21 protein-coding genes are annotated in these 22,584 nt (G+C 50.8%); 20 read left to right on the top strand and 1 reads right to left on the bottom strand.

From position 1 onward, the window contains the following. The first annotated feature begins 617 nt into the window (after nucleotides 1–617). The 13 genes from ACFVTB_RS23465 to ACFVTB_RS23405 all read left to right on the top strand — a co-directional run bounded on the left by ACFVTB_RS23465 (nucleotide 618) and on the right by ACFVTB_RS23405 (nucleotide 15,109). Complete coding sequence (locus ACFVTB_RS23465) at nucleotides 618–1,823, top strand: methyl-accepting chemotaxis protein (protein WP_387754780.1); 1,206 nt, start codon at nucleotides 618–620, stop codon at nucleotides 1,821–1,823. A gap of 105 nt (nucleotides 1,824–1,928) precedes the next feature. Then, the gene (locus ACFVTB_RS23460; RefSeq protein WP_387754777.1) at nucleotides 1,929–2,927 is read left to right on the top strand and encodes a PstS family phosphate ABC transporter substrate-binding protein; all 999 of its coding nucleotides are present in this window, start codon (nucleotides 1,929–1,931) and stop codon (nucleotides 2,925–2,927) included. Nucleotides 2,928–3,111: 184 nt separating this feature from the next. Further along, nucleotides 3,112–4,014: a phosphate ABC transporter permease subunit PstC gene (pstC, locus tag ACFVTB_RS23455; RefSeq protein ID WP_387754889.1), complete on the top strand. Its 903-nt coding sequence runs from the start codon at nucleotides 3,112–3,114 to the stop codon at nucleotides 4,012–4,014. 1 nt (nucleotide 4,015) lies between these two features. After that, nucleotides 4,016–4,894: a phosphate ABC transporter permease PstA gene (gene pstA / locus ACFVTB_RS23450; protein ID WP_387754775.1), complete on the top strand. Its 879-nt coding sequence runs from the start codon at nucleotides 4,016–4,018 to the stop codon at nucleotides 4,892–4,894. 25 nt (nucleotides 4,895–4,919) lie between these two features. Continuing rightward, on the top strand, nucleotides 4,920–5,696 hold the full coding sequence (gene pstB / locus ACFVTB_RS23445) for a phosphate ABC transporter ATP-binding protein PstB (protein WP_387754772.1): 777 nt from the start codon (nucleotides 4,920–4,922) through the stop codon (nucleotides 5,694–5,696). Nucleotides 5,697–5,722: 26 nt separating this feature from the next. Further along, nucleotides 5,723–6,382: a phosphate signaling complex protein PhoU gene (gene phoU, locus ACFVTB_RS23440; protein WP_387754886.1), complete on the top strand. Its 660-nt coding sequence runs from the start codon at nucleotides 5,723–5,725 to the stop codon at nucleotides 6,380–6,382. A 300-nt stretch (nucleotides 6,383–6,682) separates the two neighbouring features. After that, a complete protein-coding gene (locus ACFVTB_RS23435) occupies nucleotides 6,683–8,146 on the top strand; it encodes a GGDEF domain-containing protein (protein ID WP_387754769.1) in 1,464 nt (487 codons plus the stop codon). 2 nt (nucleotides 8,147–8,148) lie between these two features. Beyond that, nucleotides 8,149–9,396, top strand: coding sequence for an EAL domain-containing protein (locus ACFVTB_RS23430; RefSeq protein WP_387754766.1), 1,248 nt, complete (start codon nucleotides 8,149–8,151; stop codon nucleotides 9,394–9,396). A 105-nt stretch (nucleotides 9,397–9,501) separates the two neighbouring features. Beyond that, nucleotides 9,502–12,186, top strand: coding sequence for a DNA polymerase I (polA, locus tag ACFVTB_RS23425; RefSeq protein ID WP_387754763.1), 2,685 nt, complete (start codon nucleotides 9,502–9,504; stop codon nucleotides 12,184–12,186). A 48-nt stretch (nucleotides 12,187–12,234) separates the two neighbouring features. Further along, on the top strand, nucleotides 12,235–13,119 hold the full coding sequence (gene mutM, locus ACFVTB_RS23420) for a DNA-formamidopyrimidine glycosylase (RefSeq protein WP_387754760.1): 885 nt from the start codon (nucleotides 12,235–12,237) through the stop codon (nucleotides 13,117–13,119). A 103-nt stretch (nucleotides 13,120–13,222) separates the two neighbouring features. Then, nucleotides 13,223–13,933, top strand: a complete 711-nt coding sequence (locus ACFVTB_RS23415; RefSeq protein WP_387754756.1) for an MntP/YtaF family protein — start codon at nucleotides 13,223–13,225, stop codon at nucleotides 13,931–13,933. Nucleotides 13,934–13,949: 16 nt separating this feature from the next. Next, nucleotides 13,950–14,546 (top strand): dephospho-CoA kinase, encoded by a 597-nt coding sequence (gene coaE, locus ACFVTB_RS23410; protein WP_387754754.1) that lies wholly within the window; start codon nucleotides 13,950–13,952, stop codon nucleotides 14,544–14,546. Then, entirely contained in the window at nucleotides 14,543–15,109 is a 567-nt protein-coding gene (locus ACFVTB_RS23405; RefSeq protein WP_387754751.1) for a lytic transglycosylase domain-containing protein, read from the top strand. The genes coaE and ACFVTB_RS23405 overlap by 4 nt, the downstream gene beginning before the upstream one ends. Before the next feature lie 112 nt (nucleotides 15,110–15,221). Here the strand turns inward: ACFVTB_RS23405 and ACFVTB_RS23400 are convergent, their stop codons facing one another. Next, a complete protein-coding gene (locus ACFVTB_RS23400; RefSeq protein ID WP_387754748.1) occupies nucleotides 15,222–15,440 on the bottom strand; it encodes an alpha/beta-type small acid-soluble spore protein in 219 nt (72 codons plus the stop codon). Nucleotides 15,441–15,545: 105 nt separating this feature from the next. Between ACFVTB_RS23400 and nrdR the strand changes: the two genes are divergently transcribed. From nrdR to ACFVTB_RS23365, 7 genes are all read left to right on the top strand, one after another. Next, on the top strand, nucleotides 15,546–16,028 hold the full coding sequence (gene nrdR, locus ACFVTB_RS23395) for a transcriptional regulator NrdR (RefSeq protein WP_387754745.1): 483 nt from the start codon (nucleotides 15,546–15,548) through the stop codon (nucleotides 16,026–16,028). A 280-nt stretch (nucleotides 16,029–16,308) separates the two neighbouring features. Beyond that, a complete protein-coding gene (locus ACFVTB_RS23390; protein ID WP_387754742.1) occupies nucleotides 16,309–17,061 on the top strand; it encodes a GntR family transcriptional regulator in 753 nt (250 codons plus the stop codon). A 78-nt stretch (nucleotides 17,062–17,139) separates the two neighbouring features. After that, the gene (locus ACFVTB_RS23385; protein WP_387754739.1) at nucleotides 17,140–18,078 is read left to right on the top strand and encodes a glycoside hydrolase family 88 protein; all 939 of its coding nucleotides are present in this window, start codon (nucleotides 17,140–17,142) and stop codon (nucleotides 18,076–18,078) included. A gap of 183 nt (nucleotides 18,079–18,261) precedes the next feature. Continuing rightward, nucleotides 18,262–19,605: an ABC transporter substrate-binding protein gene (locus tag ACFVTB_RS23380; protein WP_387754736.1), complete on the top strand. Its 1,344-nt coding sequence runs from the start codon at nucleotides 18,262–18,264 to the stop codon at nucleotides 19,603–19,605. Between the two features lie 122 nt (nucleotides 19,606–19,727). Further along, on the top strand, nucleotides 19,728–20,648 hold the full coding sequence (locus ACFVTB_RS23375; RefSeq protein WP_387754733.1) for a carbohydrate ABC transporter permease: 921 nt from the start codon (nucleotides 19,728–19,730) through the stop codon (nucleotides 20,646–20,648). Continuing rightward, entirely contained in the window at nucleotides 20,645–21,466 is an 822-nt protein-coding gene (locus tag ACFVTB_RS23370) for a carbohydrate ABC transporter permease (protein ID WP_387754730.1), read from the top strand. Before ACFVTB_RS23375 ends, ACFVTB_RS23370 begins: the two co-directional genes overlap by 4 nt. Nucleotides 21,467–21,518: 52 nt before the next feature. After that, the gene (locus ACFVTB_RS23365; RefSeq protein WP_387754727.1) at nucleotides 21,519–22,568 is read left to right on the top strand and encodes a zinc-dependent alcohol dehydrogenase; all 1,050 of its coding nucleotides are present in this window, start codon (nucleotides 21,519–21,521) and stop codon (nucleotides 22,566–22,568) included. The last annotated feature ends 16 nt before the right edge of the window (nucleotides 22,569–22,584 follow it).

Here is a 22,584-nt window from a genome sequence, read left to right as displayed (position 1 = left end):
TGTTCCACTGTACTTTACAGCTCTTGCTGTGCAAAACTACGTTCCACTGTACTTTACAGCTCTTGCTGTGCAAAACTACGTTCCACTGTACTTTACAGCTCTTGCTGTGCAAAACTACGTTCCACTGTACTTTACTGCACTTACTATGCATAACTACGTTCCACTTTACTTTACTGTCCTTAATGTACTTAATTGCGTTTTACTTGTACTTAACCTCTCGCGTACTGCGCTTTACTTTACTGACTGAAATAGCCTTAAAGAGTAGCACAACATGTTGCTTTCTGAGCAAAGGGGATACTAAGTGGAAGAGAAAAAGAGTGTTTAGCTGAAACGAGTAGATATTGACAACCCCACAAAGCAATTCCATTGAGTAAACCCTCAAAACTTATCCTGCAAAATGACAAAACTCAAACTCAAACTCAAACTAATTGCTGACAAACCTGTACTTATGAGTAGGATACACATCTTTTTAAGCGGATCAGGTCAAAGAGTTTGATCTGTACGTACATGCGCAGTAAAAAGTTAACATGGTTTTTACAAAGTCGAACATTGGAATTAATGCTCAGGTCCTATATTGGTGTGGAAGCATCTGACAATGTAGGGTGGGATTCGAGTTGATGACAGTGTCTGTACTGGAGAACCGCGAAGCGGTACGAGCAGAGAACGAAGGCCATCATAATTCGACAAGTACAACGATGAAAAAAGATGGGGGAGGCAACGGAGGGCTGGAGATAAAGCAGTCTAAGGTCCAGTTGTCCAATTTTTTGCGTACGGTCACATCGATTACGGTGGAGCATACGTGCAAGGATGTTATTAGTATGTTCAAGCAGCGCACAGAGAACGAGTGTATGGTGGTGGAAGATGCTGCGGGCGCACCGATAGGGCTTGTGATGAGAAATCATTTTTTTATGAAGCTCAGCCATCGTTTTGGAGCGGATTTATATTATGATAAGTCGATTTCTGAGCTAATGGATCATGAGCCGCTGCTAGCCGATATCGGCTTAAAACCACAGTTACTGATGGATGAGGCGCTGAATCGAGAGGAAAACCGGCTGTACGATTGCGTCATTGTAACGAAGCACAACAAGTTGGCCGGTATTTTGACAATGTCCGATTTGCTGCGGATGTCTCGGCTATTGCAGCAAGAAGCAGTGGATGGACAGTTGACGATCATTCGCAATGTTAGCGACAGCATGAAGGAGATTGATCGGGCGGTCGTGCTGGTTCAAGAAGCGTCGAAGCAGGGCGAAGCCTCTACGATGGAAATGGTCGATTTGACGCTTAGCGGGAAAAACGAAGTGGACAAGGTGTCGGTCGCATTTAGCAAGATCGCGGCAAGTTCTGAGCAGCAGGTTCAGAAGATGAATGAGCTGCAAGCAGAAACCGGCTTGATTACACGTGTGTCGAAGCTGATTCGTGAATTGGCTGAGCAAAGTAATTTGCTGGCTATTAATGCATCGATCGAAGCTGCGAGAGCGGGCGAGCATGGCAGAGGCTTTGCCGTTGTAGCGAGCGAGGTGATGAAGCTTGCCGGCGAAACGAAGCGATCGGCCGATGAAATTACGACTGTAACCCGGTCAATCGTTGAAGTGATTGAAGAGACGGCTGCTATGGTTAGAAGCGGCAGCGCCGCCGCTGCGGAGAGCGAGACAGCCTCTAAAGAGGCCGAGGATGTGTTCAGCCGGATTTTTCATGCCGCTGCCGGAAGCAAGAAAAGTACGGAACAGGTCGGCAGGCAATCGGCGCAAGCGGTTCAACAAATTGGACAGGTTGGGGCAGAGATCGACAAATTGCTCGATTCGTACTTTTTTACACGAAGTTAACAAAATAACAATACACGATTAACAATCGGACGATAGGATAGATGTCGTAGGGAACAGATCTTCATAGGGCAAGTAGACAGAAACAATTCATGAGGAGTGGTAGATTTGTTAAAAGGTAAAGGTTTTAAGGGGATCTTGATGTCGACGATGGTCGCAGCGCTCGTTTTTGCAGCAGCATGCGGCAATGGCGGCGGCAGCAACAATGGCAGCAGCACTAACCAACCATCGAACGGCAATGCGGCAACGGAAGCTCCAGCGACCGAAACTAAGCTTTCCGGCGAAGTGAAAATTGACGGCTCCAGCACAGTCTTTCCGCTGACGGAAGCAGCAGCTGAAGAATTTAATAAGGAACATCCAGACGTACGCGTACCGGTCGGCGTATCGGGTACAGGCGGCGGCTTCAAACAATTTTGCAAGGGCGAAATCGCTATCGCGGATGCATCCCGTCATATTAAAGAGGAAGAAGCGACGATTTGTAAAGATGCAGGCATTGAGTACACTGAGCTGTCGGTAGCGTTTGACGGACTCTCCATCGTCGTTAGCAAGGACAATGACTTCATCGATCACTTGACGGTCGAAGAGTTGAACAAAATTTTCGTAACGGGCAGCACGGTAAAAACATGGAAGGACGTTCGTCCGGAATGGCCGTCTGAACCAATCGTAATGTTCTCCCCAGGCGCTGATTCGGGTACGTACGACTACTTCAATGAAGCGATTTTGGAAAAAGCGGGTATCCGCAACGACAAGCAAATCAGCTTTAGCGAAGACGACAATACGCTTGTTCAAGGCGTAGCGGGCAGCAAAGGCGGCATCGGTTACTTCGGTTTCGCTTACTACGAAGAAAACCAAGACAAATTGAAGGTAGTTCCGGTTGACGGCGGCAAAGGCGCGATCGAACCAACTCATGAAACGATTAAAGACGGCACTTATGCGCCACTGTCCCGTCCACTCTTCATCTACGTGAGCAAAAAAGAGCTTGAGCGTCCTGAAGTAGCCGCATTCACGAAGTACTACATCAACAACATCGGTCCTCTGGCGGACGAAGTTGGCTATATCGCTCTTCCAGACGATAAATATGCGGAAGAAGCAGCTAAACTTCAATAATCGCATCTATTAAATCTTTATCCGATAACTGCAAGGCGGCTGAGAGTGTAAATGTGGTGTCTCGTGGGACATCACATTTTTCACGCCGCATATGTTAACGAATTGTAAATGCAAGGAGATGAACGCCGACATGCAAAGTGAACAACTGCAAGCACTAGAAAAGGCGAAACCGCCAGCACCGGCAATGGGGCCGAACGCATTCAAAAACAGCCGCACTAGCATCATGAATAGGCTAATGCCTGTCTTGCTTTTCTTATGCGCATCCGTATCCATACTGACGACGATCGGTATTGTCATTACGTTGATATCGGAAACGTATCAGTTTTTTCAAAAGGTGCCGGTCTTTGAATTTCTGTTCGGAACAAAATGGTCGCCTCTTATTACTCCAAAAAGCTTCGGCGTTCTGCCTCTGCTGAACGGAACATTCATGATAACGCTGATCGCTTGTATTGTGGCGATTCCGCTCGGCTTGGCCAGCGCCATTTACTTATCGGAGTATGCGCCGAAGCGCGTCCGTAAAATCGTTAAGCCGATTCTGGAAGTGCTTGCGGGCGTTCCAACCATTGTGTACGGCTACTTTGCTCTGAGTTTGATTACACCGCTGATTCGTCAATTGTTTGACGGCGCGGGCGTCTTTAACGCACTGAGCGCCGGCATCGTCGTCGGTATTATGATCATTCCGATGGTCTGCTCGCTCAGCGAAGATGCAATGTCCGCTGTTCCGCGCAGCTTGCGCGACGGGGCATACGCCTTGGGGGCTACCCGTCTAGAGGTCGCTTTGAAAATCGTTGTGCCAGCTGCTTTCTCCGGTATCGTCGCTTCAGCTGTGCTTGCCTTCTCGCGGGCGATCGGTGAAACGATGATCGTTACCGTTGCGGCGGGCGCGACCCCGACGTTGACCGCCAATCCGCTTGACAGCATCCAGACGATGACCGCCTACATTGTGCAAGTGAGCCTTGGGGACACGCCGCACGGCACCGTGGAATATGGAACGATTTTCGCGGTCGGCATGACGCTGTTCGTCATTACGTTCCTGCTTAATATTCTTGCCCAATATGTAGCAAAACGATTCCGGGAGGAGTATTAAGATGAGCCCAATCCTGCAAGACGCCAACCGCAAGCAGATCGCCGGGCGGAGGAAGAAAGACGTTATTATGCATCTCGCTTTCATCGTTGCGACTTCGATCGGCGTGTTCGCGCTATGTGCGCTTATTATTGATATTTTAGTCGACGGATTGTCTCGGCTGCAGCCGGAGCTGTTCACCAATTTCCCTTCGCGTAGAGCGGACGGCTCTGGCATGAAATCGGCTATCGTCGGTTCGATTTACATGCTGCTTATTATGCTCCCCGTTTCCTTTATTCTAGGAGTCGGTGCGGCGATTTATCTGGAAGAATACGCGAGCAAAAATCGTTTTACCCGCCTGGTACAATTGAATATTAGTACGCTTGCGGGCGTTCCATCCATTGTATACGGCATTTTGGGCCTGACGCTATTCGTCCGCCTTATGGCGCTGGAGCGCAGCTTGATCGCCGGCGCGTTCACGATGACGCTTCTCGTCCTGCCGATCATTATCGTGTCCGCGCAGGAAGCCATTCGCGCCGTTCCGAAATCGAGACGAGACGCTTCCTTCGCGCTAGGCGCGACGAAGTGGCAAACCGTATCGCGTTCCGTAATCCCTTCTTCGATTTCCGGCATTCTGACAGGCGTCATTCTGGCGATGTCGAGAGCGATCGGGGAAACGGCTCCGCTAGTCATGATCGGTGCGATGACCTATATCAACTTCTTGCCGAACGGCTTGAAGGATTCGTTCACGGTCATGCCGATTCAAATTTACAACTGGATTTCGAAGCCACAATTGGCGTTTAAGGAGCTGGCCGCGAGCGGCATCATCGTTCTTCTGGCCTTGCTGTTGATTATGAATTTGACGGCAATTTTGCTTCGGAATAAATATCAGAAAAACGTTTAATCAAAAGCGCGGAGGAGATGGAGAGATGGTTATGACAGCGACAGCGGTACAGCCTTTGATCACGATCGAGAAGTTGAATTTGTACTACGGCAGTTTTCACGCTTTGAAAGATGTGTCGCTGACGATTCCGGAGAAGGCGATCACTGCATTCATCGGTCCTTCCGGCTGCGGCAAGTCGACGCTGCTGCGGACGCTGAATCGGATGAACGACATGATTCCCGGCACACGAATCGAAGGCAGTATTGCGATTGGCGGAACGGAGCTTTATTCGAATGAGGTGGACGTCGAAACGCTGCGCAAAAAAGTCGGCATGGTGTTCCAGCAGCCAAACCCGTTTCCTAAATCGATTTACGACAATATTGCTTACGGACCAAGGCTTCACGGTATCCGTAGCAAACAGCAGCTTGACGAGATCGTTGAAACGAGCTTGAAATCGGCCGTGCTCTGGGACGAAGTAAAAGACTATTTGAAGCGTTCGGCGCTCAGCCTCTCGGGCGGCCAGCAGCAACGGCTATGCATCGCAAGAGCGCTTGCGGTCAATCCGGATATTTTGCTGATGGACGAAGCGACATCTGCGCTTGATCCGATCTCGACGCTGAAAATCGAAGAGCTGGCTCAAGAATTGAAGGATCGCTATACGATCGTTATGGTCACGCACAATATGCATCAGGCTGCTCGCGTATCTAATCAAACCGTCTTCTTCTTGAATGGTGAAGTAGTGGAATATTCGGATACGGAAAAGCTGTTCTCGAATCCGACCGATCAACGTACCGAAGATTACATTAGCGGCCGCTTCGGCTAAGCGGAAAAAGGGGATAATGGACGATGATGACGACGAGGAAAGAATTCGACCATGGACTGGAACAGCTTCACAATTTGCTAGTCGAAATGGGTACGTTCGTTGAAAACGCGCTTGCCCAATCGATGAAGGCATTAAGCGAAACGGATACGGTTTCGGCACAGCGAATTATTGCGGAAGACGTCAAGCTGAACCAATTGGAGCATGAGATCACAGAGCTTGGATCGAAGCTGATTGCAACGCAGCAGCCAGTGGCGAAAGATTTGAGACGCATTTTGTCGGCCTTCAAGATCGCATCCGATTTGGAACGGATGGGCGATTTGTGCGTCAACATTTCCAAATTGGTCATTCGACTGGACGGTCAACCGCTTATCAAGCCATTGATCGATTTGCCGCGTATGTCGGCGATCGTACAAACGATGACTTACGAATCGATTCAGTCCTTCGTCCAGGAAAATGTGGATTTAGCGTATAAAATGGCGGCCGACGACGATCAGGTCGACGCGTTATGCGCGCAAATCTCGCATGAGTTGCTGGCGCTTATGATGGAAAATCCACGCAACATCTCGCAAGCGTCCATTTTGAACTTCGTCGCCCGCCATATCGAGCGCATCGGTGATCATGCTACAAACATCGGCGAAAGCGTAGTTTACTTAGTTACGAACAACCGCCCCGATTTGAACCTTTAAGCAAAGTAAGGTTGCCGCGGGTTTCTGTTGAAACCGGCAACCCATTGATGCTAACGAGCTCAAAGAGCCATATGAGCCTAACGTGTCTAACGGGTTCAACGAGCACAACCGAGCTCTTTGAGCACAACCGAGCTCTTTGAGCCCAATGAGCCAATGAGCAAAACTAGCTCAACGGCCTAATGAGACTAACTAGCTCAATGAGCAAAGTAACGCCCCTCCAGCAGTTGTTCGCTGCCGGTTCGGGGCGTTTTTTTACGTAAAATTAACATACCGTTATTACTCCCTTTATTGATATTCGGTATGCTTAAGCGTAAGTACGGTACGACCATCATCCATATCGAGGGGATAGCAGTGAGCGATATCGGCACGGGCCTATTTCATTCGGACCTGATTCGGGCGATCGAGAAAAAGCGTCAGCACGGCGGATTCGGCCTGCTGTACATGAAAGCGAAATGTGAGGACAAAGCCGACGATCAGGTTATCGAACAATGGGAACAAGAACAGAAACGTCTTATTTGGAGACAGCGAGCCGGAGACGACTATATCGGCGTTTTTTACGGCAAGCAAAAGGATGATCCGGTCCTTCGGATCATGGACCGTGCGTCGGCTGCCTTGCAAGCGCGTCTGGCAGGACGATTGCTTCGCGTCGGCATGTCGCAGTTTCATCTGCCGGCGAAAGGAGCCAAGGTTGAAACGGAATTGTTTTCTGCGTTTAAAGAGGCCTTGTTCGCTGCGGATGAGATTGACCGCACAAATCCAAGGCTTGAGCCTGCGTTAAGCATATCGTCCGCAGCGTATGCTATCAGGCAGTTGGCCGTCCCTTTTCCGGCTTTTCCTTCTCGGATGAAAGTGTCCGAAATCGCCGATTTCTTCTCTGCCAATCCGAAGGCGCCAGGAGCGGTCATTACGGAGGAGGATCGCCCGGTCGGCCTGCTTATGAAGGAGAAGCTGCATCAGCTGTTGGCCGGGCAGTTCGGACTTCCGCTTTATTGGAATCGCGGCGTACATAAGATTATGAACGACAGTCCACTAATCGTCGAGGCGGACATGCCTGTGGAGCAAGTGTCTTATTTGGCGATGGCCCGTGATTACGAGCAGCTTTATGAAGTTGTCATTATTGTAGAAGAGGGAAGGCTGCTTGGTGCCGCAACGATTCGATCGATACTGGAAGGAATGACGGCGATGCGGACCGAGGCTGCCCGAACGGCGAATCCGTTGACGGGATTGCCGGGAAACGAGGACATACAGCTCGAATTGGATCGACGGATCAAGCAGCGGCAAGCATTTGCCGTCATTTATGCGGATCTCGATTATTTCAAGTGGTATAACGATTGCTTTGGTTTCGGCCAAGGGGATGCGCTTATTCGCTATTTGGCGGAACTGCTTCAGGAGACGAAGCAGCAGTGGGGCACCGCGAACGATTTTATCGGCCATATCGGAGGCGACGATTTTATCGTCGTGACGGACATGGGTCGCGCGGAACAGATGTGCGGAAGCTTGATCGAGAAATTCGACGCTGGCGTGCAGCGGTTTTACGGCGGGTTGGAAGTGACCGAAGTCGAAGATCGGCACGGAAACCGGATCGAACAAGAAGGCGTAACGCTCTCGCTGTCTTTAATGCTAGCGGAAGACGGCGGCGAATTGACGCCGGACGCGATTTCGCGTTTTTCGGCGAAATTGAAAAAGAGGGCGAAAGCCATAAAGGGCAGTGTATATGTAATAGATACGTTATGGAGACCGCAGCATAGAGAGGATCGAGCGTAAACGTGAGACAGCTGATCAACATGACAAGGGATGCCGCCAGTCAAGGGACTGGAAGCGTGCGGCGCGGCGTCGTCTATTTATCCTGGCATTCTGCCGACTCCCGCAGTGTGTGGGATGAAAAGGAGCAGGCCGGTATGGAAGCCGAATCGAGAGAAGCTAGAGCGGGATGGAAGCAGTTCATTGAGCAAGCGGTAGCAGAACGGTGGGGCAGCTGCCTTCGATACGAGGGAAAAAGCTGGCTGCACGACGACTTGTTTCTTCTCGTCAGCCAGCCGGAGGGAAGCGCGGAGCCGATGGAGAAAAGTCTCCTGGAGCTTGCCGTCGAAATACAAACCAGTTGGGCCAACGAATACTTGGCCGGTTATTCGGCAGAGCGAAGCCGATTATACGCAGGCGTTGCAGAGGTAGGACAGGTACAATCGCCCCGTGGATATGCCGGGATGGTGTATCAAGCGATGAAAAACGCCATGGTACACGGACAAAGAGAAGAGTCAGTCGTCCGCAGTATGAAGCTGCACGCGTTGGAGCGGCTGATCGCCGAACGGGCGATCGCTTCCGTCTACCAGCCGATTATGTCGATTGAAACCGGCGGGACGAGCATTTTTGGCTATGAAGCGTTGTCGCGCAGTAAGGAATACAAGTGGTTTCCAGGACCTTATGAGCTGTTTTCCTTCGCCGAGAAGGAAGGGTACGCCTATTCGCTTGATATTCTGGCGAGAGAAAAGGCGCTGGAAGGGGTCGTCAGACTCGACGAGAGCCAGAAGCTGTTCATTAATGTACAATCTCAAATTATGAATGATCCGCATTTCTCGCCAGGACAGACTTTGCGAACGCTGGAGCAACGCGGGCTGACGCCGCGTCAAGTTGTGTTCGAGCTGACGGAGCGAAGCGCGATCGACGATTTCAGTGCGATGCAGCGAGCGTTGGAGCACTATCGAAGCCAAGGGTACCAAATCGCGATTGACGATGTGGGAGCGGGGTATTCGTCTCTGCAATCAATCGCCCTTCTTAAACCCGATTATATTAAAGTCGATCGCTCCATTATCGACCGTGTCGATGAGGACGACGTGAAGGAGCATATTTTGGATACGCTCGTTCAGCTTGCGTCCAAGCTTCAAATTTCCATTATTGCCGAAGGAATCGAGCGGGAAGAAGAGCTTGCTAAAGCAAAGGAGCTCGGCGTTCATTTTGCGCAAGGCTATTTGCTGGGACGACCAGGCCCGTTCCCGGCGATGTTAAACGGAGAATAAGATATCGCGCGCAAGTCGGCTGCTGAAAAGCCGGCTTGTTTTTTTATAAAAAAAAGGCCACTTATGGTATGATAATCGGTAGAAAAGTTTAGGTGAGGTGTCGAAATGGACAAGTGGATGTTGATTGACGGCAACAGCATCATTTATCGCGCTTTTTTTGCAATGCCAACGCTGACAAATTCCGCAGGCATGCATACGAATGCCGTATACGGGTTTACGACGATGCTGCTAAAGCTGCTGGCCGACGAGAAACCGACGCATGTGCTGGTTGCCTTTGACGCGGGCAAAACGACGTTTCGCCATGAAGGCTACGCCGATTACAAGGGAGGACGCGAGAAGACGCCTTCCGAGCTGTCCGAGCAGTTTCCGGTTTTGAAGGACCTGCTTCAATCGTTCGGCATCGCCCAATATGAATTGGCGGGCTATGAGGCCGACGACATTATCGGCACGTTGACGAAGTTGGCTGACGAGGGCGGGGTTGAAACGCTGGTTGTCACCGGCGACAAAGACATGCTGCAACTCGCATCCGATCAAGTGACGATCGCTATTACGCGCAGGGGCATTACCGAGGTGGATCATTATTCACCCGCGACTATACAAGAAAAATACGGCTTGGCGCCTCTTCAAATAATCGATTTGAAAGGGCTTATGGGTGATTCCTCCGACAACTATCCGGGCATTCCAGGCGTTGGGGAAAAGACGGCGCTGAAAATGCTGCACGAATTCGGTTCTGTCGAGCAAGTGCTCGATAATTCGGACAGTTTAAAAGGAAAAATGAAGGAAAAGGTCGAGCAGCATAAAGAAGATGCACTGATGAGCAAAAAGTTGGCGACGATCTATCGGGAAGTGCCGCTGGATAAAAAGACGGACGACATCCGCTACGGCGGCTACAACGAGCAGACGCTGGCGGAAGCGTTCCGTAAGCTGGAGTTCAAATCGCTGATCGAACGTTTGCAATTAAGTGAAGCGGCGGCGGAAGGAGCGGGTGCGCTGCCCGTAGCCGAGCTGCAAATCGCGGTCATCGCATCGGACCGGGACGAAGCCATGCTTGGCAAGCTGATGGATGCACTACAAGCGGCGGATGCAAACGGTGAAGCGCATGGATTGTACATCGAGGCGATCGGTGAAAACCCGCATCAATCGGAAGTAATCGGCGTATCTGTCGCTGCAGGAGATACCGTGTATGCCTTGCCGGCCGAAGCGCTGCAGGCGGAGTTTGCCGCTCCGCTGAGAGAGTGGCTGGCCGATGCGGACAAGCCGAAGGTTGGCTTCGACACGCATAAGGCAGAGCTTGCGCTCGGTTGGAGAGGCGTCTCGCTGCAAGGAGCGGCGTTCGACGTGCAGCTGGTCGCTTACTTGCTTGACCCGACCGATGCAAGCTTGTCGCTGACCGGCATGGCTGAGCGCTACGGATTGCCTTCCGTGCCATCTGACGACGGCGTATACGGCAAAGGCGCCAAGTTCAAGGTGCCTGATGCGGATACGTTGTACCGTCACCTCGCTTTGAAAGCGGACGCCGTCCGCACAATTTCGCAGCGGCAGCGCGAGGATTTAGAGAAGAGCGGCATGACGCAGCTTTACTATGAGCTGGAGCAACCGCTCTCTACTGTTCTTGCGGGAATGGAACGGCAAGGCATTAAAGTCGAGACGAGCGAGTTGAAGAGACTCGGCGATGAGCTGGAAGCGAATTTGGCGGTTACGATGAGCAATATTTATCAGCTGGCGGGCGTTGAGTTCAATATTAATTCGACCAAGCAGCTCGGCGATATTTTGTTTGAGAAGCTTGGCCTGCCTGTGAAGAAGAAAACGAAAACCGGCTACTCCACTGATGCCGAGGTGCTCGAGAAGCTGGAGCCTTACCATGAGATTATCCCGTTAATCCTGCACTATCGCTCGCTTGCTAAGCTGCAATCGACTTACGTCGAAGGATTGCTCAAAGAGGTGCGGCCGCAGACGGGCAAAATTCATACGTACTATCGACAGACGATTGCGGCGACAGGTAGGCTTAGCAGCCAGTTCCCGAATCTGCAAAACATTCCGATCCGGCTGGAGGAAGGCCGTAAAATCCGCAAGGCGTTCGTCCCTTCTGAACCGGGCTGGTTTATTCTTGCAGCCGACTATTCGCAGATTGAGCTTCGCGTGCTCGCCCATATTTCGGGCGATGAGCGGTTGAAGGAAGCGTTCATTCACGATATGGATATTCATACGAAAACGGCAATGGATGTCTTCGGCGTCGAAGCCGACCAGGTGGATTCCAATATGCGGCGTTCGGCGAAAGCGGTCAACTTCGGTATTGTGTACGGCATCAGCAGCTTTGGCCTGTCGCAAAACTTGAACATTCCGCCGAAAGAAGCGGAACGTTTCATCGCTCAATATTTTGATATATTCAAAGGCGTACGCAAATACATGGACGACATCGTGGCGCAAGCTCGCCAAGACGGCTATGTTACGACGCTGCTCGAACGCAGAAGGTATTTGCCGGAAATTAAGGCGTCCAATTTCAACATTCGTTCCTTCGCGGAACGTACAGCTATGAACACGCCAATCCAAGGTACAGCTGCGGATATTATCAAGCTTGCAATGGTCAAAATGGATGAAACGCTTCGCGAGCGAAAGCTGAAAAGCCGCATGCTGCTCCAAGTACATGACGAATTGGTATTCGAGGTTCCGGAGGACGAACTAGAACAGATGAAGGAGCTTGTTCCGGAAGTAATGGCGGGCGCGCTTCGATTGGACGTTCCGTTAAAGGCCGACGTCAATTACGGTGTCAATTGGTATGAGTCGAAATAGCCCGTTGGCGCTCGAAATCGGTTATAATGGGGGATGAGGTGAACAATCATGCCCGAATTGCCAGAGGTAGAAACGATTAGAAGAACATTAAACGAGCTGGTTGCCGGTAAAACGATCAAATCCGTAACCGTCAACCTGCCTCGAATTATACAAAAACCGGCCGAGCCGGTCGAGTTTGCCGCCGCTTTGGAAGGACAGACGATTAGCGGGGTCGAGCGCCGAGGAAAGTTTTTGCGTTTTATTATGGACGATCTGGTGCTCGTATCCCATCTTCGGATGGAAGGCAACTACAGCGTCTATCCGAGCGATGAGCCAATCAAGCTGCATACGCATGTCCTCTTTCATTTCGAAGACGGAACCGATCTGCGTTATAAGGACGTTCGTCAATTCGGAACGATGCATATTTTTCGACAAGGCGAGGACCTGTTGGAAAAGCCGTTAAACAAGCTGGGCATCGAGCCCGTCGGCAATCCAGCCTTTACACTCGCTGCGTTGAAGAAGCTGCTGTCGGGACGAAAAACAAAGATGAAGCCGCTCCTGCTCAATCAGGAATATGTCGTGGGCTTAGGCAATATCTATGTAGACGAATCGTTGTTTCTGGCGAAGATTCACCCCGAGAGGACGGCCGATTCGTTAACGCCCGCCGAGTGGAAGAGACTCTATGAGGCGATTATCGAAACATTGGACAAGGCGATTGAAGCTGGTGGCTCCTCCGTCTATACCTATGTAAACAGTCAAGGTGAAATGGGTCTATTCCAGCACCAGTTCCAGGTGTACGACCGCAAAGGCGAGCCGTGCGTCAGATGCGGCAGTCCGATCGAGAAGTTTTTTCTGGCCGGCCGGGGGACGCATATTTGCACCCGCTGTCAGAAGAAGCCGGTTCAGGCGAACGGCACCACTCGAAAGGAAGCAGCCATACTCGGTACCGAATGATTGATGCACCGTAACTTAAACCCCGCATATGCTGTTGTTGTTACAAACAATAGGCGGATGACCCGGTTCAGAGGTTATCCGCGCTTTGCGGGGAGGGAGCATAGTGCTTGCTCATTTGGCGCCATTGCTGGTTTTGGCTTTTGCAGTCAGCGTAGACGGATTCGGGGTGGGCGTGACATACGGTTTGCGCCGCATACGAATTCCGCTGCTGTCCGTTCTGATTATTGCATGCTGCTCCGGACTCATCATTTGGCTTTCCATGCAGATCGGCTCATGGATTAGCGGGTATTTGCCTCCTATCGCTGCCAAGCTGTTCGGCTCCGCCATTCTTGTCGTGCTCGGCGTATGGGCGCTGATTCAGCATTGGAGAAACCGGAAGGAAACGACCGGAGGGGACGATTCGAATGAGGGAGCGGGAGCACCTGGTCCAGTGTCATTCAAGGAAAAGCAGACATCCGATCTTGCTAATCCGGTACTTGTAATGATCGTGGAATTGAAGCGGCTTGGCCTGGTTATCCAAATCCTGCGCACGCCGCAAGCTGCTGATGTCGATAAGTCCGGTACGATATCTTCGTCCGAAGCGGTTATGCTGGGCGTCGCACTGTCATTAGACGCCTTCGGAGCCGGTTTCGGAGCCGCGATGATTGGACTTCCAGCGCTCGCGACAGCGATTGCGATAGCCGCATCAAGCGCTTTGTTCCTGCTGGGCGGAATCGGTTTCGGTTTTCGCTTCTCGAATTGGAAAGGCATGCAGGCATTGTCTGTACTTCCAGGCGTTCTTTTAATTATAATAGGCCTATTAAAGTTGCTTTAGGACGAGGGGGGAGCGTATGAAGATCGCATTAACCGGCGGTATTGCAACTGGGAAGAGCACCGTCGCCGACATGCTTGTCGAGCGCGGCGCCTTGCTGGTCGATGCCGATCGGGCGGCCAGAGAGGTTGTCATGCCGGGCCAGCCGGCGTTGGAGGCCGTCGCCTCCAAGTTCGGACAAGCCGTTATACATAGCGACGGAACGTTGAATCGCAAGGCGCTTGGCGAGATCGTATTTCACGATAAGGGGCTTCTGAAAGAGTTGGAAGGCATTTTGCATCCGGCCATTCGAACCTGGATGCACGAAATCATCCGGCAATACGAAGAAGATTTCCCGGGAAAACTTATCGTGGCCGATATTCCGCTGCTTTATGAAACGGAGCAGCAATCGTTGTATGATGGCGTTATGGTCAGTTATGTCCCTAGAAGCGTCCAACAGCAGCGGCTAATGGCACGCAACGATCTTGACGCGGAAGAAGCCAATCGCCGCATTGAACTGCAGATGGATATTGAGCAGAAGAAGCGGTTGGCGGATTGGGTAATCGACAACAGCGGCACATTAGAAAATACGAGCGCACAAATCGGTGCGTTCTGGACAAGCCAGGGGCTGACATGAAGCGGCTGGCGAAGAAGAGAGTATTCCTGCTGCTGCTCCTTGGTTTTATAGCCTTCTTGTTTTTGAAATCAGACGTGGTCGGCAGATGGATGTATCCTGTCAAGTTTAAAGAAGACATCCGGGCAAGCGCTGCCGTCTATGAGATCGAACCGCATTTAGTGGCTGCGATTATTCGAACGGAGAGCAATTATTCGACGGGCCGCGTTTCTAAGAAAGGCGCCCTGGGACTTATGCAAATTATGCCCGATACGGCCAACTGGATCGTTAAGCAGGCGGGTTTCAAGCAAGTCACGGACGATATGCTGCAGCATCGTCCCGATGTCAGTATCGAGATCGGCTCTTGGTACTTGAAGTCGCTGCATAAGCAATTTGATCAAAATCAAATCGCGGTGATCGCCGCTTATAACGCCGGGCCTGGCAAAGTGCGCAAATGGCTCGATTCAGGCGTATGGGACGGAGAGCTCGAGACAACGAGCCAAATTCCGTACGGTGAAACGAGGCACTATGTACAACGCGTTATTTATTACTATAATAAGTATAAAGAATTATACCCAGAATTTTAGAAAAAATGGATGTTACCGGAAGTGTTAATGAGAAAATAAAAGAAGCTCCGGCTGTCCGCCGCTTCGGGACGGACAAGCCAAAGCTTCTTGTTATACATGACTGATAAAATCGTTATCGGCTAGTTCCGGCAGAACCAGCAAGGGATTGTTCGGCGATCTGTACTAGACGGCGAGTGATGTTGCCGCCGATGTAGCCAGCATCCTTCGTCAGAAGGTTACCGCCGTAACCGTCTTGCGGGAAAGCAATGCCGAGTTCTTGAGCCACTTCGTATTTCAGTTGGTCAAGCGCTGCGTTTGCTTGTGGCACTACCAATTGATTGTTGTTAGCCATTGATTTTCACCTCCTTGCGGTTGGTAACAGTATTATGTGCGAAATTTTGAACTTCATTACAGGGAAGGTATGGCAATTAATCCCGCTTGAGAGGAAGTGACGAAAATGAAATGCCCTTATTGCGATTACGCCGGAACAAAGGTGCTTGATTCCCGTCCGGCCAACGAAAACAAATCGATCCGACGCAGACGGGAATGTGAGAAATGCAGCCGGAGATTTACGACGTTCGAGATGATTGAGGAAACGCCGCTCATTGTCATCAAGAAGGACGGCAGCCGCGAAGAATTCAGCCGCGACAAAATATTGCGCGGGCTGATTCGTGCTTGCGAGAAGCGGCCGGTATCGGTGGAGCGGTTGGAGGTCATCGTCTCCGAAGTGGAGAAGGAACTGCGGACGACAGCGCTGGCCGAGGTGGAGAGCCGTGACATAGGCGAGATCGTAATGGGACAGCTGTATCCGGTCGATGAGGTGGCCTATGTTCGTTTTGCATCGGTATACCGTCAATTCAAGGATATCGATATGTTTATGAAAGAGCTGAACAGCCTGCTTTCGAAGGATGGGGCAAGCGGAGGATCTGGCTCCCAGTAGCAGATGGTGTGCGTTGTGCATCGGTATTTACTTAAGAAAGGGCGCAGTCCTAGAAGGGGCTGTGCCTTTTTTCCTTTTCGCAGAGTGCAAAGCTTGAAAAGGAATGAATCGTGAGTCGCAGTCTTCTAGGCGTTGCGACCGACGTTCTTTTATCAAAGTTTAATTAATTTTTATGAAAGCGCTTGACGGGAATGAGCCTAATGAATATTATAGAGAAAGAAGTTAATATGTAATGACATAATGACTTCCTATAGACAACGCAAGTTAAAGGAGTATGGATATGGGGGACCTTTTTAGCAAAACCTTAAATAAAGAGGTGCCGATCCCTTATTACTACCAGTTGAAAGAAATTTTGATGGATTATATTACGAACCATCATGAGGACCGGGATCGCCCTATTCCGACCGAGGTCGAAATTAGCGCGCACTTCAATATTAGCCGTCCTACTGTCAGGCAAGCCATTAACGAGCTTGTCGTCGAAGGGTATCTGATTAGACAAAAAGGAAAAGGCACGTTCATCACAAAGCCGAAGATCAGTCAGTCGTTCCTGCAAGTGCTCGACAGCTTTAACAGCGAGATGGAGAAGAAGGGACTTGTTCCTTCGACGAAGGTGCTGGGGCTCGACGTGATCGAATGCGACGACAAGATCGGAGAAGCGCTGAACATTCCTACGGGAAGCAAAGTGATTCAGCTGCGCCGCCTTCGCTCCGCGAATGGTGAATCGGTCGTATACGTCGTGACTTACTTGCCTTACGATCGGTGCTTGCCGATTTTGGATAAGGATTTGGAGTTTGAATCACTTTACGGCATTTTACGGGAAGTATGCGGATTCTCGCTTATGAAAGCGGTACGCAACCTAGAAGCGGTTCTCGCTAGTGAATACGAGGCGAAGCTGCTCGGCATCGAGAAAGGCGCTCCGATTCAATTCATTAAGAGCGTCACCTACTTGACCGACGAATCGCCAATCGAGTATTCTCTCGCCCGCTATAGGGGCGATCGCAGCCAGTTTACTTTTGAGCTGGGCATTCGGTAAGCGAGAGTATCGCTTACCGACATTTTGGCTCACATATGTAAGGACATAATAACGTAATAAACAGGATGGTGTCGAAAAATGAATGCAACAGTCGAAAGAGTAAAACGCGCGATGCTCGGCATGCAGCGCCAATCATGGGAACAAGGCGTAGCAGCGCAGGCGTTCATTGAAAGCGGTTACGTGGAGGATGCGGTTCTGTTGGCTCATGACTCGGTTGTCCGTCAGGACGAAACCGGCCGTCTCGGCGTAATCAACAATGAGAGAGCGGTTACAGACGCGGCGGCTAACGGCGAACCGGTATTGTTCGCTTACAAGCAAACAGGCGATGTGAAATATAAAGAGGCTGCCGAGCAAATGGCCAATTATTTGCTAAACGTTGCTCCGCGTACGGAGAATGGCGCACTTTCGCACGTCAATCATCAAAGCCAGGTGTGGGTTGATTCCTTCTACATGGCGCCTCCATTCCTTGCTTCCGCCGGCCATTTCGAGGAAGCGGTTGCACAAGTCGAGCGGTTCCGCGAGCTGATGCTCATTACAGAAAAGGGCATGCACGCTCATATTTGGGACGATGGAGAGAAAAAGTTTCATCGCGCCGATTGCTGGGGCGTCGGAAACGGCTGGGCAGCAGCAGGTATGGCTCGAGTCATCCGTACGCTGCCGGAATCGATGAACGCTGACAAAGAGCGCATCATCGGTTACGTCCGAGACCTGCTTGAAGTTTGTATGCGCTACCAACGCGAGGACGGATTGTTCCATGATGTGCTCGACAACCCGGAAACGTTCGTTGAGACGAATGCAGCTCAAATGTTCGCTTACACGATCTACACTGGCGTGAAAGAAGGATGGCTGGATGAGCGTTACTTGGCTAACGCCAATCGGATGCGCAGCGCGGCGAACGCAAAGGTCGACGAGCAAGGCTTCGTTACAGGCGTATGCGGCTCCCCTATGTTCGATCGTTCCGGTACGGCAACGGAAGGCCAAGCGTTTTTCATTTTGATGGAAGCGGTAGCATTTTAGTTTTTGATAATATGTAATGACATTATTACGTTTTGAGTTTCTCAGGTTTTGCGATTATTTTCCGGGAAAGTGAATTATTATAAGGAGGTGATTTCGCCGATACGATGCGGTCGGATTACCGAGCGTCAGGTTCAAAACGAACGAACGCTCAAGCTGTAATTATCATTTTCAGGAGGGGTTCACTTGAAAACGAAAGGTCTTTTGACGAAATTTTCAGCTCTTATCCTTAGTATGTCCATCGTGCTTGCAGGCTGCGGAGGCGGAAACACCAACAAAAACGCTCCGGCGAACGAGCCTTCCAACAACAGCCCGGCGGAAACGACCAATTGGGAAGAAAAAGCGCCGGAAGAGTATAAAGGCGAAATTACATTCTGGGCTTGGGGCGACTTTGAAAGCAAGGTTATTCCTGAGTTCAACAAAGTATATCCAAACATTAAAGTAAATGTTGTTGTCGTACCTAACGCTGACTACGGCAAAAAGCTGCAAACAACAATCGCTGCTAAAGGCACGATGCCTGACGTAGCGCTGCTCGAAGCGAGCGGACGCGGCCAATTCATGACACTGGACGCTTGGGAAAACTTTGAGCTTGCTCCATACAACGTAAACCGCGCGGACATCGTTGATTTCGCAATTCCGCTGAACGAGAACGAAAAAGGCGAAATCGTAACGCTGCAAGAAGACGCGACAATGGGCGGTATCGCTTACAAACGCGATCTGGCGAAACAATACCTCGGCACTGACGATCCAGATGAAGTTGAAAAAATGTTCTCCAACTGGGATGACTTCATCGCTAAAGGCAAAGAAGTGTATGAGAAAAGCGGCGGCAAAGTTACTTTGATGGATGGCATTCTCGAGGGCGGCTTCAAGCTGGTCAGCGGCGAATACACAGAACCGTTCGTAAAAGACGGCAAGCTGAATATCGAATCGACGTTCAAACCGACTTACGAAACGCTTGCGAAAATGGTTGCGAGCAACACGGTCGGCAAATACGAAACTTGGTCCGCACCTTGGAACGCGAGCTTCACGAACGGCACGGTTATCATGTACGCAACACCTGCTTGGTTCGTACCATTCGGTATCAAGCCTAACGATCCGAAAAGCACTGGCAACTACGGTCTGATCCGTGCGCCAATCGGTGGCTATTCATGGGGCGGTACGAGTATGTCGATCCCGAAAGAAGCGAAAAACAAAGAGCTGGCATGGCAATTCGTGAAGTGGGTAACGCTTTCCGAAGGCGGCGCAACGGCGTTCAAAAACTTGAACAGCACAGCTACGCTGTACAAACCGGCATTCGAAAAAGAAGGCTTCTACACCGACAAAGACCCGTACTTCGCAGGTCAAGACATCATGGCGAAATTTACAGAGCTGGGTAAAGAAACGAAAGTTCGCCCAATTACGCGTTATGACAGAGCGATCCTGGATTCCAACACGCTCGTTCTGAAAATGATGATGCAAGGTACGTCCGCTGAAGAAGCGTACGACACGCTCGTCAAAGACGTTCTGAAAAAATTGCCTGAACTGAAGTAATAACGACAACATCAGATTATAGCATCGCACGAGCATTTGGCCGCGGGAAGAGCGGCGAATTATCGCCCCTTCCCGTGTGCTAGCCTTGCGGAAGTATAGCGGATAGAGAGCAGGTGAGTTCATTGAGCAGTTCTATAATGAAAGCGCGCAAAGCGCAACGAATGGCGCCTTACGTATTCATATCGCCGTTTTTCCTAATATTCGGAGCATTCTCGCTTTTCCCGATTCTGTTTACTTTTTACATCAGCCTTACGAACTGGACATTGGACGGATCGCCTAATTTTATTGGCTTCGCCAATTATGCTGAAGTATTCCAAGACAGCCGGTTTTATGACGCGCTGCTCAACACGATCTTATTTATGATTATGATTATTCCTCCCCAAATCATTATCGCCTTGTTCATCAGCGTGCTGTTGACCAACGGCAGAGTGCCTTTCGTGGGAGCTTTCCGGCTAATCAATTTCTTGCCGTATATTACGACATCGGTTGCGGTAGGCCTTATTTTCGGAATCTTGTTCGACTGGAATTTCGGCAGCGTGAACGTGCTGCTGGGCAAGCTCGGCATTGTTCAAGAAAACATCAACTGGCTCGGCCAGCCTTGGCCTTCGCGATTTGTCGTCGCCTTCGTTACGATCTGGAAATACTTCGGCTACACGGCCGTTATGTTCCTGGTCGGCATTACCGGCATCAGCAAGCAGTTGTACGAAGCGGCCGATTTGGACGGTGCTTCGAAAATGCAGCAATTTTTCCATATCACGCTGCCGATGCTACGTCCGGTCATGCTGTTTGTGACCATTACGACACTGATTGGCTGTTTCCAAATTTTCGACGAGCCTTATATGTTGTTCACCGGGATGGGCGCATCGGTTGTCGGCGGTCCGGAAGGATCGGCTTTAACGGGCACCTGGCTCATCTACGATAATGTGTTCGGCAGCTTGGCGCGCTTCGGCTACGGATCTGCAATCGCATACGTGCTCTTCCTTTTCATCAGCATGGTATCGTTCGTCATGTTCCGACTTATGAACAAGGGGGAAGAGGCATGAGGAAATTAGGCGTAGGCGGCTGGGTCGGCTTTCTCATCATGTTGGTCATCTCGCTGCTCGCATTCTACCCGTTCTATTCGATGATCATGATGAGTACGTACAATTCGAATGAATTGTACACGGGCATCAAGCTATACCCTGGCAATTATTTGGCTGAAAACTTTAAAACTCTTTTTTCGATCGATTTCTTAGGCTACTATAAAAATAGTTTGATCGTGGCGATCTCCACGACCGTACTCGGGGTGCTGGTCAGCGCGGCTGCCGGCTTCGCCTTCGGCAAATACGAATTCCGCTTTAAAAACATTTTGTTCGTCTCCGTATTGGTGACGATGATGATTCCGATGCAATTCGGCATCGTCGCTTTCGTACTGGAAATGCGCTGGCTGGGCTGGCTCGATACGCTGCTGCCGCTCATTATCCCGCCTGCGGCGAATGCGCTCGGCGTGTTCTGGATGACGCAGTTTGCACGCAGCACCATTCCGACCGAAGTGTTGGAAAGCGCGCGCATCGACGGCTGCGGAGAAACCGGCATTTTCTTCAAAATTGTCATTCCGTTTCTCCGTCCGGCATTCGTAACGCTAGGCTTGCTATTCTTCCTGTGGTCGTGGAACAACTTCTTCGTACCGCTGATCGTATTGAGCAGTGACTCGCTCTACACGATTCCGCTCGGTATTCGGGGACTTGCCGGCCAGTTCCGTGCCGACAACGCGGCGCAAATACTGGGTCTGACCGTCGGAACGATTCCAGTATTGATCTTCTTCGGGTTCTTCTCGAAAAACTTGATGGAAGGTTTGGCTTCTTCAGCGGTCAAAGGCTAATATATCGGATTTGCCGGTATCGCCACAGAAGCTTTGGTTAGGAGGACGTAATATGAAAAGTTTAGTTACGGACGGAAAAGGAGGGCTCGAGGTCGTCGAGCTTTCCCGTCCCATTTACAACGAATATCAAGCGCTGGTGAAGCTGGAAAGCTGCGGTCTGTGCCGCGGCACGGACACGAAGCTCATTCAAGGCAAATTCAAAGGCTTCGATACGTACCCGGCCGTGCTCGGGCATGAAGGCGTCGGCCGCGTCGTCGAGAAAGGGGACAAGGTGACGAGCTTCGAGATCGGAGATCTTGTGCTTCTGCCTTTCCTCGAAGGCACGCAAGACGATGCGTACCATTCCGGCTGGGGCGCCTTCTCGGAATATGCTGTCGTCGGTGATGCCAAGGCGCTTATCGCGGGAGACAAAGGTCCAGGACATCCGCTTTTCTCGGAAGCCTATTATGCTCAGCAGGTTGTACCTAACGATATTCCGGTCGTTGATGCGGCCATGATCGTGACGTTCCGCGAAGTGCTCGCCGCTTGCCGGCGCTTCGGCTTCACAGCGGGGCAAAGCGTCGTTATTTTCGGAGCCGGCCCTGTCGGTCTGACGTTCGCGAAGTTTGCCAAGCTGCTTGGCATGGGACCGATCATCGTCTCCGTCAACCGCGACGAGAAAATTGCAGAAGCGCTGGATGCAGGAGCCGACTATGCGTTTAACAGCAGCAAGACAGATATTATTCAAGAAGTTCGCACGCTGCTGCCGGACGGCGCTGATTATACCGTCGATGCAATTGGCCACAACGAGGTGCTTGCGCAATCGATGGAGCTGATTAGTGCTGGAGGAAAAATTTGCTGCTACGGCGTTTCGTCGGAGCTGAAAATGGAGCTGGACTGGAGCAAAGCACCGTATAACTGGTCGCTGCTATTCGTTCAGTGGCCGTCCAAGCTGGAAGAATCCGAGTGTCACGATCAAATCGTGTCGTGGATTCGTTCGGGCGAACTGGTCCCTTCTGATTATATTTCCGATGTTCTCGACTTCGATAATATCGGTTCGCTGGGCGATTATCTCGGCAAAGGAAAAATTACAAAAAAAATGATCGTCCGCTTCGGCGGATAAAAAAGGAGAATTACTT

It is taken from the genome of Paenibacillus sp. NPDC058071 (assembly GCF_042885235.1).
Lineage (GTDB): Bacteria > Bacillota > Bacilli > Paenibacillales > Paenibacillaceae > Pristimantibacillus.
This window is presented reverse-complemented; position numbering and strand designations above follow the sequence as displayed.

What these genes read in the sequence shown, in the direction of transcription:
- ACFVTB_RS23385 (WP_387754739.1), top strand. Translation starts at nt 17,140, where the DNA reads ATGAATGCAACAGTCGAAAGAGTAAAACGCGCGATGCTCGGCATGCAG.
- ACFVTB_RS23435 (WP_387754769.1), top strand. Translation starts at nt 6,683, where the DNA reads ATGCTTAAGCGTAAGTACGGTACGACCATCATCCATATCGAGGGGATA.
- polA (WP_387754763.1), top strand. Translation starts at nt 9,502, where the DNA reads ATGGACAAGTGGATGTTGATTGACGGCAACAGCATCATTTATCGCGCT.
- phoU (WP_387754886.1), top strand. Translation starts at nt 5,723, where the DNA reads ATGACGACGAGGAAAGAATTCGACCATGGACTGGAACAGCTTCACAAT.
- pstC (WP_387754889.1), top strand. Translation starts at nt 3,112, where the DNA reads ATGGGGCCGAACGCATTCAAAAACAGCCGCACTAGCATCATGAATAGG.
- ACFVTB_RS23390 (WP_387754742.1), top strand. Translation starts at nt 16,309, where the DNA reads ATGGGGGACCTTTTTAGCAAAACCTTAAATAAAGAGGTGCCGATCCCT.
- ACFVTB_RS23405 (WP_387754751.1), top strand. Translation starts at nt 14,543, where the DNA reads ATGAAGCGGCTGGCGAAGAAGAGAGTATTCCTGCTGCTGCTCCTTGGT.
- ACFVTB_RS23400 (WP_387754748.1), bottom strand. Translation starts at nt 15,440, where the DNA reads ATGGCTAACAACAATCAATTGGTAGTGCCACAAGCAAACGCAGCGCTT.
- mutM (WP_387754760.1), top strand. Translation starts at nt 12,235, where the DNA reads ATGCCCGAATTGCCAGAGGTAGAAACGATTAGAAGAACATTAAACGAG.
- pstB (WP_387754772.1), top strand. Translation starts at nt 4,920, where the DNA reads ATGGTTATGACAGCGACAGCGGTACAGCCTTTGATCACGATCGAGAAG.
- ACFVTB_RS23365 (WP_387754727.1), top strand. Translation starts at nt 21,519, where the DNA reads ATGAAAAGTTTAGTTACGGACGGAAAAGGAGGGCTCGAGGTCGTCGAG.
- ACFVTB_RS23370 (WP_387754730.1), top strand. Translation starts at nt 20,645, where the DNA reads ATGAGGAAATTAGGCGTAGGCGGCTGGGTCGGCTTTCTCATCATGTTG.
- coaE (WP_387754754.1), top strand. Translation starts at nt 13,950, where the DNA reads ATGAAGATCGCATTAACCGGCGGTATTGCAACTGGGAAGAGCACCGTC.
- nrdR (WP_387754745.1), top strand. Translation starts at nt 15,546, where the DNA reads ATGAAATGCCCTTATTGCGATTACGCCGGAACAAAGGTGCTTGATTCC.
- pstA (WP_387754775.1), top strand. Translation starts at nt 4,016, where the DNA reads ATGAGCCCAATCCTGCAAGACGCCAACCGCAAGCAGATCGCCGGGCGG.
- ACFVTB_RS23465 (WP_387754780.1), top strand. Translation starts at nt 618, where the DNA reads ATGACAGTGTCTGTACTGGAGAACCGCGAAGCGGTACGAGCAGAGAAC.